The 13,334-nt window shown below is 68.8% G+C and carries 14 protein-coding genes; 6 read left to right on the forward strand and 8 right to left on the reverse strand.

Annotated elements, in window-relative coordinates; all coding sequences use genetic code 11:
- Positions 1–49: 49 nt before the first annotated feature.
- From ACFPLC_RS40805 to ACFPLC_RS40825, 5 genes are all read right to left on the reverse strand, one after another.
- Positions 50–439: a DUF305 domain-containing protein gene (locus ACFPLC_RS40805; RefSeq protein ID WP_465251644.1), complete on the reverse strand. Its 390-nt coding sequence runs from the start codon at positions 437–439 to the stop codon at positions 50–52.
- Positions 440–603: 164 nt separating this feature from the next.
- Entirely contained in the window at positions 604–1,944 is a 1,341-nt protein-coding gene (locus ACFPLC_RS40810; RefSeq protein ID WP_378203247.1) for a GH1 family beta-glucosidase, read from the reverse strand.
- Between the two features lie 32 nt (positions 1,945–1,976).
- Positions 1,977–2,816 carry a carbohydrate ABC transporter permease gene (locus ACFPLC_RS40815; protein WP_378203250.1) on the reverse strand — a complete coding sequence of 280 codons (840 nt, stop codon included), beginning with the start codon at positions 2,814–2,816 and terminating at the stop codon, positions 1,977–1,979.
- Positions 2,809–3,768, reverse strand: coding sequence for a carbohydrate ABC transporter permease (locus tag ACFPLC_RS40820; protein ID WP_378203253.1), 960 nt, complete (start codon positions 3,766–3,768; stop codon positions 2,809–2,811). Before ACFPLC_RS40820 ends, ACFPLC_RS40815 begins: the two co-directional genes overlap by 8 nt.
- 6 nt (positions 3,769–3,774) lie before the next feature.
- The gene (locus ACFPLC_RS40825) at positions 3,775–5,091 is read right to left on the reverse strand and encodes an ABC transporter substrate-binding protein (RefSeq protein ID WP_378203256.1); all 1,317 of its coding nucleotides are present in this window, start codon (positions 5,089–5,091) and stop codon (positions 3,775–3,777) included.
- A 162-nt stretch (positions 5,092–5,253) separates the two neighbouring features.
- On the opposite strand from ACFPLC_RS40825, the gene ACFPLC_RS40830 reads away from it, so the two are divergent.
- Both ACFPLC_RS40830 and ACFPLC_RS40835 read left to right on the forward strand, forming a co-directional pair.
- Positions 5,254–5,442, forward strand: a complete 189-nt coding sequence (locus ACFPLC_RS40830) for a hypothetical protein (protein WP_378203259.1) — start codon at positions 5,254–5,256, stop codon at positions 5,440–5,442.
- 95 nt (positions 5,443–5,537) lie between these two features.
- Positions 5,538–6,311 carry a class I SAM-dependent methyltransferase gene (locus ACFPLC_RS40835; protein WP_378203261.1) on the forward strand — a complete coding sequence of 258 codons (774 nt, stop codon included), beginning with the start codon at positions 5,538–5,540 and terminating at the stop codon, positions 6,309–6,311.
- Positions 6,312–6,333: 22 nt separating this feature from the next.
- Here ACFPLC_RS40835 and ACFPLC_RS40840 read toward each other — a convergent pair whose 3' ends face one another.
- Positions 6,334–7,278, reverse strand: a complete 945-nt coding sequence (locus ACFPLC_RS40840; RefSeq protein WP_378203264.1) for an NADP-dependent oxidoreductase — start codon at positions 7,276–7,278, stop codon at positions 6,334–6,336.
- A 146-nt stretch (positions 7,279–7,424) separates the two neighbouring features.
- On the opposite strand from ACFPLC_RS40840, the gene ACFPLC_RS40845 reads away from it, so the two are divergent.
- Positions 7,425–7,919: a MarR family winged helix-turn-helix transcriptional regulator gene (locus ACFPLC_RS40845; RefSeq protein WP_378203268.1), complete on the forward strand. Its 495-nt coding sequence runs from the start codon at positions 7,425–7,427 to the stop codon at positions 7,917–7,919.
- A gap of 81 nt (positions 7,920–8,000) precedes the next feature.
- Here the strand turns inward: ACFPLC_RS40845 and ACFPLC_RS40850 are convergent, their stop codons facing one another.
- Together ACFPLC_RS40850 and ACFPLC_RS40855 are read right to left on the reverse strand one after the other, a co-directional pair.
- Positions 8,001–8,948 carry an NmrA/HSCARG family protein gene (locus ACFPLC_RS40850; protein WP_378203271.1) on the reverse strand — a complete coding sequence of 316 codons (948 nt, stop codon included), beginning with the start codon at positions 8,946–8,948 and terminating at the stop codon, positions 8,001–8,003.
- A 90-nt stretch (positions 8,949–9,038) separates the two neighbouring features.
- Positions 9,039–9,761 carry an SDR family oxidoreductase gene (locus ACFPLC_RS40855; protein WP_378203274.1) on the reverse strand — a complete coding sequence of 241 codons (723 nt, stop codon included), beginning with the start codon at positions 9,759–9,761 and terminating at the stop codon, positions 9,039–9,041.
- Positions 9,762–9,890: 129 nt separating this feature from the next.
- On the opposite strand from ACFPLC_RS40855, the gene ACFPLC_RS40860 reads away from it, so the two are divergent.
- The 3 genes from ACFPLC_RS40860 to ACFPLC_RS40870 all read left to right on the forward strand — a co-directional run bounded on the left by ACFPLC_RS40860 (position 9,891) and on the right by ACFPLC_RS40870 (position 13,330).
- Positions 9,891–10,820: an AraC family transcriptional regulator gene (locus tag ACFPLC_RS40860; protein WP_378203277.1), complete on the forward strand. Its 930-nt coding sequence runs from the start codon at positions 9,891–9,893 to the stop codon at positions 10,818–10,820.
- Positions 10,821–11,545: 725 nt separating this feature from the next.
- Positions 11,546–12,430: a helix-turn-helix domain-containing protein gene (locus ACFPLC_RS40865; RefSeq protein WP_378236110.1), complete on the forward strand. Its 885-nt coding sequence runs from the start codon at positions 11,546–11,548 to the stop codon at positions 12,428–12,430.
- A gap of 159 nt (positions 12,431–12,589) precedes the next feature.
- Positions 12,590–13,330 carry a response regulator gene (locus ACFPLC_RS40870; protein ID WP_378236111.1) on the forward strand — a complete coding sequence of 247 codons (741 nt, stop codon included), beginning with the start codon at positions 12,590–12,592 and terminating at the stop codon, positions 13,328–13,330.
- Positions 13,331–13,334 lie beyond the last annotated feature (4 nt).

A 13,334-nucleotide genomic window follows, 5' to 3' on the forward strand; every position in this document is an offset into this window, starting at 1 on the left:
TCGCGAGCGGGCCGCCGTGCCGTCCCGATCGGACGGCACGGCGGCGCCGTTATCCGGCCAGCGCGGACAGCCGACCCTGTTCCTGCAGGACTCGCGCAGCGAGGCTCACGGTCTGCGCCTCTTTGCCGGACGACTTCTCGCCGAGCGCCAGCCGTTCTTTCTGCTCCAGGTGATCACGCAGGCACTTCTTGAAGTAGCTGTCGAAGTCCGCGTCACGCAAGGCGCCGGCCTGCGCGACCTGGTCCGAGGAGACCATTCCGGGCATCTCCATCCCCTTGTGGGGATTCTCCGCTGGAAGACCGGCCTGATCGTGAAGCCGCCGGAGATCCAGCAGCTCCGCTTTCGTCGAGGCGTCGGCTTCTCTACCGAGGTCGCGGACGGCCGCCGTTCCGGTGCGGCTGTCGACCAGGCCGAGCATCGGAACGAGTTGCTCGTCCATGGCAATGGTGATCTCGATCCAAGCGCGGTCCGTAGTGGTGAACGACGACGCCGCAGCAGGGGTGGACGTATTTCCGGAGTGACTGTGCATCCCGGTGGCGCAACCGCCCACGAATACCATGGCCATGATGCTCAATCCGCGAAGAAAGCGCATGTCTGGTCGCCTCAAGAGAGGGTTCGGTGCTCGGCGATCAGGTCGGCGTAGAAGTGGCCGCTGGCTTTGACGGTCCGGAGCTGCGTGCCGTAGTCGACCCGCACGAGGCCGAACCGCTTGTCGAGGCCGTTGTCCCACTCGAAGTTGTCCAGCAGGGACCAGGCGAAGTAGCCCTTGACCGGGGCGCCCGCCTCGGCGGCCGACGCGACCGCCGCGAGGTGCTCCTCGAAGTAGGCGATGCGGTCGTCGTCCTGGATAGAGCCGTCCTCGGCGACCTTGTCGTCGAACGCGGCACCGTTCTCGGTGATGTAGATGGCTTCCGCGCCGTAGTCGTCGTGCAGCCGGTGGATGAGGTCGGCCAGTCCCGGACCGTGGATTTCCCAGCCCATGGCGGTGGTACCCGCGCCCTCCGCCGGCACCTGCCTGGCGAAGGGCGCGGGGCCGGTGGGATCGTCCTCGACGATCTGGCGGAAGTAGTAGTTGAGGCCGTGGTAGTCCGTGGGTGCCGCGATGACGTCGAGGTCGTTGCCGCGCACGGGCGGCTCGACACCGTAGACCTCGAGCATGTCGGCCGGGTAGCCGCGGCCGTTGGCCGGGTCGAGCCACCACCGGTTGACGTGCCCGTCCATCCGCTTCGCCGCGGCCACGTCCTCGTCGCGGTCCGAGGCGGGTTCGATCCCCGACAGGTTGCAGACGAGGCCGATGTTCGCGGGGCGAGCGGCGTGCGCCCGGATTGCTTCCACCCCGAGCCCGTGGGCCAGCAGAAGGTGGTGCGAGGCGGGCACGGCCTGCTTCAGATCCCTGACGCCGGGAGCGAACCGCCCTTCGAGGTAGCCGAGCCAGGCGGCACAAAGCGGTTCGTTGATGGTGCTCCAGTCGCGCACCCGGTCGCCGAGCCGAGCGGCGACGACCGCGGCGTACTCCGCGTAGGCGTAGGCGGTATCGCGCTCGGGCCACCCGCCCGCGGCCTGCAGCGCCGAAGGCAGGTCCCAGTGGTACAGGGTGACGAACGGGCGGATCCCGGCTTCGCACAAGGCGTCGACGAAGCGGTCGTAGTGGTCGAGACCCCGGGGGTTGACCCCGCCGCGGCCGGTGGGGATCACCCGGGGCCAGGCGATGGAGAAGCGGTAGGCGTCCAGCCCCAGCTGCTTCATGATCGCCAGGTCCTCGGGCCAGCGCCGGTAGTGGTCGCACACGACGTCACCGGTGTCGCCGTTGTCGATGGCACCGGGGACCCGGCAGAAGTCGTCCCAGATGGACGGCAGGCGGCCGTCGACGTCTACGGCGCCCTCGATCTGGTACGCGGCGGTGGCCGCGCCCCACACGAAATCCGCGGGCAGGGAAAGCTTCAAGGCAAAACCTCATTCGGGGAGGGTGTGGGTGGCTACTTGACGGCGCCGGCGGTGAGCCCGGAAACCAGGTAGCGCTGGAAGAGGAGGAAGCCGGCGACGATCGGCACCGAGACGATCAGGCTCGCGGCCATGACCTGGTTCCAGTACACCTGCACCTGGGTCGAGTACTCCTGGAGGCCGACGGCGAGTGTCCTGGTGTCCGAGTCGGTCATGACGGAGGCGAACAGCACCTCGCCCCAGGCCGTCATGAAGGAGTAGATCGACACGGCGACGATGCCGGGAACCGCGGCGGGGATGACGACGCGGATGAGCGCGCCCACCGGCCCGTTGCCGTCGACCATCGCGGCCTCGTCGAGCTCCTTCGGGATGGAGTCGAAGTAGCCCGCGAGCATCCAGATCGCGAAGGGCAGGGAGAAGGTGAGATAGGTCAGCGTCAGGCCGAGGCGGGAACCGTAGAGGACGATGCCGGTGGTGTTGCCGATGCTGACGAAGATCAGGAACAGCGGCAGCAGGAAGAGGATGCCGGGGAACATCTGGGTCGACAGGACGGTCATGGCGAAGAAGTTCCGGCCGCGGAACTTGTACCGGTTGATGGCGTAGGCCGCGAAGATCGCGATCAGCACCGAGCAGACGGTGGCCGCGCCGGAGATGACCAGGCTGTTCAGGAAGTACTTGGCCAGCGGGATGGTCTCCCAGATGTCGAGGAACGGCTGGATCGTCACCGTCGTCGGGACCCACTGCCACACCCCCTGGACGTCCCCGAGGGGCTTCAGCGACGTCGACACCATCACGTACAGCGGCAGCAGGGTGAACAGCGCGAGGAAGCCGAGGACGATGCGGCGGGCCCAGGGGACCCAACGGGGCTCAGACACTGGCCGTCCTCCTCCGGCGGGCGGTCAACGCGAGGTACCCGGCGCTGACCAGCATCAGGAACAGCAGCAACAGCACCGACATGGCGGAGCCGAGGCCGAAGTTCCAGGTGACGAACGAACTCTGGTAGATGTGGATGGAGATCAGCGACGCCTCGCGTGGAGCGGACTTCCCGAACAGGACGTACGGGGTGTTGAAGTCGTTGAACGTCCACAGGAACAGCACGAGCAGCAGCACCTGGTTGACCGGGCGCAGCATGGGCTGCGTGATCGCCCGGAACTGCGTCCACCAGCCGGCGCCGTCGATCGAGGCCGCTTCGTAGAGCTCGCCGGGGATGTTCTGCAGCCCCGCCATGACGATGAGGAACGCGAACGGCCAGTTCCGCCACACCGACACGGTCAGCAGCGACCAGAAGCTGTTGTCGCCGATCAGCCAGAACGAGTGGGTGCCGAGCAGGCTGTTCACCAGGCCGGTGTCGCGCTGGAACATGAACGACCAGGTGATGACGGCGGCGTACATCGGCAACGCGTACGGAACGAGGAACAACGTCCGCAGCAGCCCGCGCCCGCGGAAGCTGCGCTGCATCAGGACGGCGGCGGACGTGCCGAAGAGCCAGCAGAACCCCACCGACAGCACCGTGTACTCGACGGTGATCCCGAACGAGTGCGCCAGCGCCTTGCCCGTGGCGGTGTCGAAGTCGAGGACGAACTTGTAGTTGTCTAGCCCGGCGCCCGGGGCCGCCGACCAGTTGCGGATGTAGTACTGGGTCAGCTTGACGAAGCTCATCACGACGCCGACGACCATCGGGACGACGTGGATGAGCAGCTCGAGCAGCAGGGCGGGCAGCAGCAGGAGGTACGGGAGGGCCGGCCGGCGGCGGGTGCGCCGCGGGCTCCCGGGCCGGGGGGCACCGGACGCCTTCGCGGCCGGCGCCCCCCGCACAGCGGTCGTCATCTCGGGTTAGCTCCCGGCCGCGATCTGCTGGTCGGCCTGAGCCAGCTGATCCTTGATCTTGCCGGGCTCGACCGTCCGGCCCGCCGCGACGTCGGCGAACATCGTCTTCATGGCGGTGCCGATCAGTGTCTCGAACTGCGACTCCTGGGGGACCTGCGGCATGGGCTCGGCCGTGGTGCTCAGGACGGACTGGAACACCTTGACGTCCTCGGTCTGGAAAGCCGGGTCACCGTAGGCGTCCTGGACGGTGGGCAGCGAGCCGTAGGTCTTGTTCAGCTGGGCCTGCTCGGGTGCCGACACCATGAACTTCACGAAATCCAGCGCGGCTTGCTGGTTCTTGGTGGACTTGAAGACCGCCAGGTTGATGCCCGCGACGAAGCTGGTGACCTTCCGGCTGTTCGCGGGCGGATTGGCCGGCAGCGGGATCGGCGCGACACCGATGTTGGCCAGGTCCGCGCCGATGTTCTTGAACGAACCGGCGGACGCCTGGTTCATGAACATCGCGGCCTTGCCGTCCGCCAGGTCCTTGAGGGACTTGGCCGTGTCGGCGTACTCCGCGTTCGACGGGTTGACGATCTTGTCCTTCTGCATGAGGTCGACGAACTGCTGGACGGCCGCGACGGCCGGATCCGACGCCAGCTGCGGCTTGCCGTCCGGGGTGAAGAAGTTCGCCCCGTGCTGGGCGCCGAGGATCGCGGCGTGGTGGCTGTTTTCGGTCACCTGGCCCGCCTGCAGCGACAGCCCCCACTGCCCCTTCTGCGGATCGGTGAGCTTCTTGCCGTCCGCGACGAGCTCTTCCCACGTCGCCGGAGGCGCGGAGATACCGGCGTCGGAGAACAGCTTCTTGTTGTAGTAGAGACCGTAGGCCTGGCCGTAGAGCGGAACGCCCACGGGAGGCTGGCCGCTCGCGCCGGTCGCGGCCAGCGAAGGTCCGAGGAACCGGGACTTGCCGCCCACCTTCTCGAGGGCGGCGTCGTCGAAGGGCAGGAACGCGCCGGTCGCCTGGAGCGAAGCCGACCACGTGTTGCCGATGTTGAGGACGTCGGGCCCCTGGCCGGAGGTCGTGGCGGCCAGGATCCGGTTGAGCAGATCCGACCAGGGCACGACCTCGAGCTTGACCTTGACGCCGGTGGCCTTCTCGAACTTGTCGAGCTCGGGCTGCAGGACCGCTTTGTCGTTGTCGAGGCTCGTGCCCTGGTTGGAGGCCCAGTAGGTGAGTTCCTTGGGGCCGTCGGCCGACGTGGAGTCACCGCCACCACAGGCGGCGGTGGTGGCGGCGGCCAGCGCCAGGACGAGCGCTGACGCGGTGGTTCTCATTCGCATCTGAAGTCCTCGGGGTGCGTGGACGAGCCACGAAGGGTCTCTGTGACTCAGGACACAGCTTAATTCGCGCCTTGATTTAACTCGTGTGACCAACAGGAGTCAAGGGTGTGAACGGTCTTCGTTCACGCCGGGGAAGAAGTGGTTACCGGGAGAGTCCAAGTCATGACGCAGCGCCAGCCGAGCACGGTGGGCGCTGCCGGCTCGCTGGACTCCGACGGCGGCCGGCCGCGCAAGCTGTTGCGCATCGACCCTCGCCGGCACGGTCCGGAAATCGACCTGTGCGGCCTCGGCCCGGACGCCACCACCCGTGGTGCCGCCACCCTCCCCCTCGAGCACTTCCTGAACGGCTGACGTCCGGCCGGATCGACTTCGGCCTGTCCGCGCGAAAACCATTGGTGCTCGGCATGCTCCGCTGGTGGACTGACGTCCCGCCGGGAGCCTGCTGCGTGACGGAGGTCGTGGTTGTGACGGATTATGACGTGCTCGCCGACGTGTACGAATGGCTCATCTCGGACGCGAAGTTGCCTCCGGCCGAGTTCGCTGCGTCGTTCGAGGACGTCCTCCGTCTCCTGCCGTCGAACGCCCACGTGCTCGACTGTTCGTGCGGAACCGGACAGTTGGCGGTGGGCCTCGCCGGTCGTGGCATCCAGGTTGTCGCCACTGACGCCAGCGACGCGATGGTTCGACGGACTGCCGAGCTGGCCGAGGAGTTCGGGGCCTCCGTCCGGGCCGTGCGGGCGAGCTGGGAAGAGTTGCCCGGCCATTTCGAGGACGGCACGTTCGACATGGTGTTCTGCGTGGGCAACTCGCTGCACCATGCCGAGGGCGCGAGAGGCAGGGTTGCCGCTCTGGAGTCGATGTCCCGGCTCTTGCGCCCTGGCGGGCGTTTGGTGCTCACCTCTCGCACGTGGGAACTCGTGCGGGCCAGAGGTTCCCGGTTGGACATCGGTGACCGGCTCGTCCGCAGGAACGGTCGCGATGCCCTCGTGGTCTACCGCTGGGACATTGCGCCGAACTGGGAGGACGAGCACCACATCGAGATTGCGATCGCCCAGGTTGATGCGGCCGGGTCGGTTCTTGTCCGCTCGGAACTGCTGTCCTGCTGGCCCTACCGGTACGAGGAACTCGAAGTCGAGCTGCACCGGGCCGGACTCCGGCCGGAGGTGAGCACCTTCGATCGTGAGGCCGAGAACTACCTGGTGGTCTCGAGCAAGGTCTAGACACCAGGCTTCCAGCCTCCGGTCAGGCGGCGGACGGGACGAGGACGACTTTGCCGCGCACCGAACCTTCGGCGGCTCGAGCGTGCAGCGCCGGCAGTTCCGGCAGCGGCACCCGCTCGGCGACCTCGACCCGCAGCTCACCGGACTCGACCAGCGCCACCAGCGTCGCCAGCTGCCCGGCGTCGCTGCGGACGAACAGGTCGATGCCCCGCACGCCGCGGTCCTCATCGGACGGTGCGGGCATCCACACCGTGGTGTTCACCAGCGCCCCGCCCGGCCGCACCAGCGCGCCGAGCGCGGCCAGCTGCTCCGGGGCGACCGGCGCGAGGTTGAGCGCCAGGTCGACGGGCTCGGTCACCGCGTCGGTCACGCTCGTGGCCGTGTGGTCGAGCACCTCGTCGGCACCGGCGGACTTCACCGCGTCGGCGCTGCGGGGGCTCGCGGTGGCGATGACGTGCGCGCCGGCCCGCTTGGCCAGCTGCACCGCGTAGCCGCCGACCGCGCCGCCGGCCCCGTTGACCAGCACACGCTGGCCCGCGGTCAGCTTGCCGTGGTCGAACAGCGCCTGGTACGCCGTCAGCCCCACCAGCGGCAACGCGGCCGCGTCGGCCAGCGGGACGTTCGTCGGCGCGGCGGTCAGCACCTCGGCCGGGGCGATCACGTACTCGGCCGCCGCGCCGGTCTTGTCCATCGGCAGGAAGCCGACGACCCGGTCACCGACCGCGAAGCCGTCGACACCCGCGCCCAGAGCGTCGACGACGCCGGCGACGTCGAGACCGGGGGTGTGCGGCAGCGCCACCGGGATGGGGCCCCGCATGAAACCGCCGCGGATGTTGCCGTCGACGGAGTTGAACGACGTCGCCGCCACCCGGACCCGGACCTGCCCCGCCCCGGGAACCGGCACCGCCACCTCCTCGTAGCGCAGGACCTCGGGGTTGCCGTACTCGTGGAATCGCACTGCCTTCATCGGACTCTCTCCTCGTCTTGCTTCGATTTCGAAGCAACTGGTGACAACCGTACATCCGCTTCGAATTCGAAGCAAGCGAGGTGGCTCACCCCACGCCGCGACCAGGCAGACCCGGCATTTCGAATTCGAAGCAGTAGACTGCGGACATGCCCGCTTCCCTCGATCCCGTGCAGCTCGGTACCTACTTCGACCTGATCGAGGTGACCAGCCTGCTGCGCCACGCGGTCGAGCAGCAGCTGAAGGAGGCCGGGGACCTCAGCTACGTGCAGTTCCAGCTCCTGGCCCGGCTCGGCGACTCCCCCACCGGCAGCCACCGCATGACCGACCTCGCCGACGGCGTCGTCTACAGCCGCAGCGGCCTGACCTACCAGGCCGGCCTGCTGGAGAAGGCGGGCCTGGTCGAGCGGTCCCCTTCCCCGGACGACGAACGCAGCGTCACGGTGACCATCACCGACGCCGGACGCGCGCTGCTCGCGAAGGTGCTGCCAGGGCACGTCGAGGTGGTCAGCGGCCTGCTGTTCGAGCCGCTCTCCCGTTCCGACGTCGAAACCCTCGCGGCGTTGCTCGCCCCGGTACGCGACCACATGCGCTCGTCACCACCCCGGTCGGCCGCACCGCGGCGCCGCAAGACCGGAGCCTGACGGACCCGCCGAAGCCAGGTTCCCTGCCGCCCGCGACAACCCCCGGCCCGAAGGCCGGGGAACCGCGGCGGCCGAGGGCGATCACGCCGGCCTGACGTCCTCGACGTGCTCGGCCAGCCAGGCGCGGAAGGTCTGCAGCCGCGGGTTGAGCGACCGCACCACGTCCAGGTCGCGGGCCGCCACGAAGTCACGCTCGCCCTCGACGTAGAACTGGAACATGTTGCCGAACTCCTCGCCCGCCGGAAGCCCGAGCGAGCGGAACCGGTCGTGCGTGAGCGGCCGGTACTCGACCGGTTCGCCCAGTGCGTCGGCGAACGCGGCGGCGTACTCGGCGCCGGTCAGGTGCTCACCCGCGATGCTCACCGTCTCCCCCACGTACTGCTCGCCCGCGGCGAACACCCCGTAGGCGCTGCGGCCGATGTCCTCGGCCGCGATGCCCGACAGCCGGGCCTGCCCGATGGGCAGCGTGAGCACGAGCCGGCCGTCTTCGCCCCGCATCGGCCCGGTGCCCTGGGTGAACCCTTCCCAGTAGAACGTGCTCCGCAGGTAGGTCGTCGGGACACCCGCATCGCGGAAGAACGCGTCCGCCTCGGCCTTGGCGTCGAAGTGCGGGACCGTGTAGCGCTCCTGCAGGACCGGAACCCGGTGGTCGGACACGGGAAGCACCTCGCGGGTGTCCTCCAGGGTCGACCAGACGACGTGGGCGACACCGGCCGCCTTCGCGGCCCGGGCGGCGGCCGCGGCCTGGGCCAGTTCGACGTCGGCGGACATGGACTCCCAGAAGTTGGTCACCACGTAGGCGCCGTGCGCGCCCGCGAAGGCCTGGCGCAGGGACTCCTCGTCGTCCAGGGTCGCCTCCACCACCTCGGCGCCCCGCTCGGCCAGCGCGCGGGCTTTCGCCGAGCCCGCGTTCCTGGTGACGGCGCGCGCGGCGAACGGGCCGTCGGGATCGTCCAGGATCGCCCGGACGAGACCGCCGCCCTGCGCACCCGTCGCCCCCAGCACCACGATGATCTTCTTGTCGCTCATGACTTTCCTCTGCGATCGACATATGCTTCGAAGTTGAAGCATCTACCGACGACAGTACAACCGCTTCGAATTCGAAGCAAGTGAGGCCGCTCACCCTGCGGCGCGGGTGACCGTCTCCAGGACGAATCCGCGGGGCGGCCCCAACAGCGCGGCCTTCGCTTCCGCGCCGAACCGGTCGGCGATGATCTCGGTCGTGCCCGCCTCGATCCCGTCGAGCGCGGTCCGGACGATGTCCACCGGGTCGTTCATCACCGCGTCGCTCGCGTGCGTGCGCATGGTCTCGGTCGCGGTGGGGCCGAAGACCAGCCCGCTGACGAGCGTGCCCTGGCCGGCCAGCTCGAGCCGGACGCCGTTCGTCAGGCTCCACTCCGCGGACTTGGCGACGGCGTAGGCGTTGTTCCCGTCGTAGCTCAGCCACGACAGGTTCGACAGCACGTTGAGGATCGCGCCGCCGCCGTTGCCGCCCAGCACCGGCGCGAACGCCCGGATCATCGCCAGGGTGCCGTAGAAGTGGACGTCGAGGGTGGCCCGGATCTTGCTCAGATCCCCGTCGACGAGGTTGACTCCGTGGGAAACTCCGGCGTTGTTGACCAGCAGGGTGACGTCCCCGGCCACGGCAGCGGCCGCCGCGACCGACGCGGGGTCGGTGACGTCCAGCGGCAGCACCTCGACGCCCGGAAGATCGACCAGCTCCGGCCGGCGTGCGGTGGCGTAGACCTTGGCCGCGCCCCGGTCCAGCAGTTCCCGGGCGAAGTGCCTGCCGAGGTCCCGGTTGGCTCCGGTGACGAGTGCGGTGGCTCCGCTCAGTTGCATTGTTCCCTCTTTTCGCAGTGGTGCCGTATCGCCAACGTAGGGGCCTGCGAAGCGGCGAACGATGCCTGATCGAGTCAGATTGTTAGCCGTCTGCCTCACCTTGCGAGAGTCATCCGTACAGTGCGGGTCATGGACGTACTGGCCGACGTGCTCGCCGTTTCCGGGGTCCGGGGCACGATCGGTACCCGGATCGAGGCCGGTGGCACGTGGGGCATCCGCCTGGAGGACTGCCCCGGTGAAACGATGCACGCCATCACGTCCGGCAGCGCGTGGCTGATCGTGGACGGCGCCCAGCCGCGCGAGCTCGCCACCGGCGATGTCGTGCTGCTGGCGGCCGGAACCGTGCACACGCTCGCGAGCGCGCCCGGCGCCACGGCCCAGGTCTGCGACGCGGCGGGTGCCGCTCGTGCCCGCGGGTCCGGCGAGACGGTCACGATCGGGTCGGCGCCGGCGCGGACCCGGCTGGTGACCATGCACTACGACCACGACCCGGCGGTGCGCACCCAGGTGCTCCGCGCGCTTCCGCCACTGGTCCACGTGCGCACCGATGCCGGCGCGGCGTGCTTCGACGACGCGGTGCGCCTGCTCGGCCGCGAACTCGCCCACCCGCAGCTGGCGACGGCCGCGGTGCTGAACAGCCTCACCGACATCATGCTCATCCAGGTGCTGCGGGCCTGGCTGGCGACCCGGCCCGCCGAGCAGCACGGGACGTGGCTCGGCATGCTGGCCGATCCGGTCGTCGGAGAGGCGCTGGAACGCATCCACCGCGAGCCGTCCCGCCCCTGGACCGCGACCACGTTGGCCTCGGCGATCTCGGTGTCCCGCGCGACGCTCGCCCGCCGGTTCCCGGCGGCGATCGGGCAGAGTCCCGGGGCCTACCTGACGCAGTGGCGGATGGACCTCGCCGCGGTCCGGCTGCGCGACACCGACGACACGGTCGAAAGCGTCGCCGCCGGAGTTGGTTACACCTCGCTTCCCGCGTTCAGCAGGGCCTTCAGCCGCGCCCACGGCAACGCGCCGGGCCGGTACCGCGCGCGGGCGCGCGAGACCTCGGCCTGAAGCCCGCGGGCGTGACCGGCCGCGCCTGCATTGCCGAAGTCGCAGTGCAGTCCGCGCAGGACCTATTTCTTCCCTTTCACGACGCGCGCGGCCCGCGAAAACGATCTTCGGAGCGACTCATCACGTCACACTGTCGGAACTTTCACAACAAGTAGGCTATAAACGAAAAGGTGACGGGACGGTCCGAGGTACCCCCGGGAGGGCGACACCGATCGCACGCCGAGCAGCGAGGCCGCCGCGGATTCAAGTGCACGACGGTAAACCCACCCATCAGAACCATGCACTTGTCGTCAACAATGGGCGATCGTATGTTTGAGGGCAGCGGCCGGGCCGACCCGAGAGAAACCGGCGCTCACCAGGAGAAACGTCCCTGCACCGGGGAGCACCCGTCATGAGCACGACCGGCGTCCACCGCACCGGCCGCTCGTTCGGCCGCGCCCTCGCCCGTCCCGGGCTTTCCGCCATTCGCGGCGGCCGCGTCACCAAGAGAGCGGTTTCCGACGACCATCGCCGCTTCACAACGGCCTTTGACATCGTTGTCAATGTGACTTCACCGCGCCTTCCCCCTGCTTTCCGCGAACGGATCCCCGTAAAGATCACCCAACTGGACCAGACCATTGACATCTGGCTGCCCAGTGTCACGTCAGCATTTCCGGCGCCACGAATTCCGGCCGCTCGCCGTCCCGTTGGCGGGCTGACGACCGCACACGAGGAAGGATTCCACGATGGTCCAGGAACAGACCCGGGAACGGGACCTGGCGAAACACGTGCTGACGGTGGATCAGCGGGTGAGCAGCGGCGGCAGCGACACCCTGCTGTACCAGCCCTCGGGCGACTGGTTCACCATCCTGACGCTCTTGCGAGGATCGTGCCGGATCGAAGGCCAGGACTCGCGCGGCCAGCGAAGCAGCACCCTTGCGCCCGGCGACATTTCCCGGATCGCGCCCAACAACCTGGTCCGGCTCAGCCCGGCCTCGCCGGGGCTGCGCCCCTTCGAAGTCGCCAACATCCGGCTGCCCGTGAAGCTGCTCCGCTCGGAGATCGGCACCCGCTCCGGCACCACCGCCCAGGATCTGACCGCGCTGCACAGCCTCCGTTCCTTCGACCCTCATGTCGCATCGATGGCTTCCGCCCTGCTGCACGCTCGAGGATTGAGCGAAGCCGATCCGTACACGACCAGCGCAACTCGTTACCTGGCCGCGTACCTGCTCCTGCCGCAACGCGCCACTCGTTCACGCAGCGGCTGCCTGAGCCCGAAACAGCTGCGCGCGGTGACCGGGTACATGCACGAGCACCTGGCTTCCGCGATCACCCTCGACCAGTTGGCCAGGGAAGCCGGACTGAGCCGCTACCACTTCATCCGCCGGTTCGCTGCCTCGACGGAGAAAACTCCGTTGCAGTACCTGGCGGAGCTGCGCATCGACACCGCACGTCAGCACCTCGCCGTCGGCACCGAGCCGATATCGCAGGTCGGGCGGCGATGCGGCTTTCCCACCCCGGAGAACTTCGCCCGGGTGTTCCGACGGCACGTGGGGTGCTCGCCATCGCAGTACCGGCGGCGTGCGGCGCACGACCGATGTCCGCCGATCAGCTCGTCGACGACGAGTTGATCGCGATTGCCCAGTCGATGTCCGATGTTGCGGAAGCCGCTTTCTCACCCGCTTCCGGGGATGTTCGTTCGGATATGGTCAATTGATCAATCGGTGACTGGACGGTGAGGGTCGCCGCGGGGAGGGAGCGTCCGTGTTCGGTTCGTCAAGTGCAGCGACGTGACCGGGAAGAACATCATCAGAGTGGTCGTCGCCGACCGCCAGGAATTCGCTCGCGCGGGGGTCAGGGAGATCCTCGGCCGGGACGACGACGTGGCGGTGGTCGGGGAGGCCGACAACGTTCCTCAAGTACTCGACACCGTCCGCGGTGAACAGCCGCACGTGGTGCTGGTCGATTCCGCGTTTCCCCCGCTCGGTGGCCTGGACCTCTGCCGGAAGCTGCTCGAACGGCCGCCGGCGTCGCTGGCGGGCGTGGTCATCACCACCGAAACGCACACCGACGAACTTCTGCTGCGGGCGGTGCGGGCGGGGGCACGGGGCTACATCCTCAAGGATTCGCCGGCGTGGTCGTGGTCGACGGCGCTGCGCGCGGTGGCCTCGGGTGAAGCCTTTCTCGCCGCGCAGATCACCAGCCGGGTGTTCAGCAGTTTCACCCTGCTGCCGGGTTACGACCCCGGCAACCTGCCCAGTGAGCTGGACCGGCTCAACGACCGGGAGATCCAGGTCCTCAAGGCCATCGCCAAGGGGTTGTACAACCGGGAGATCGCGCAGCTGCTCGCCGTCTCGGAGAGCACGGTGAAGGCGTGCGCGTCCAGCATCATCGGCAAGCTCGGGGTGCGCAACCGGGTGGAGGTCGCCCTGGTCGCGGTCCGCCTCGGTCTCGCCACGCCGATCCGCCCGGCCGACTCCGGCCGGCGGCCCGGCCGGAAAACCGGTCGGGCGCGCCAGGAAATCGGATAGGAGC

It is taken from the genome of Amycolatopsis plumensis, assembly GCF_042652605.1.
GTDB classification, from domain to species: domain Bacteria; phylum Actinomycetota; class Actinomycetes; order Mycobacteriales; family Pseudonocardiaceae; genus Amycolatopsis; species Amycolatopsis plumensis.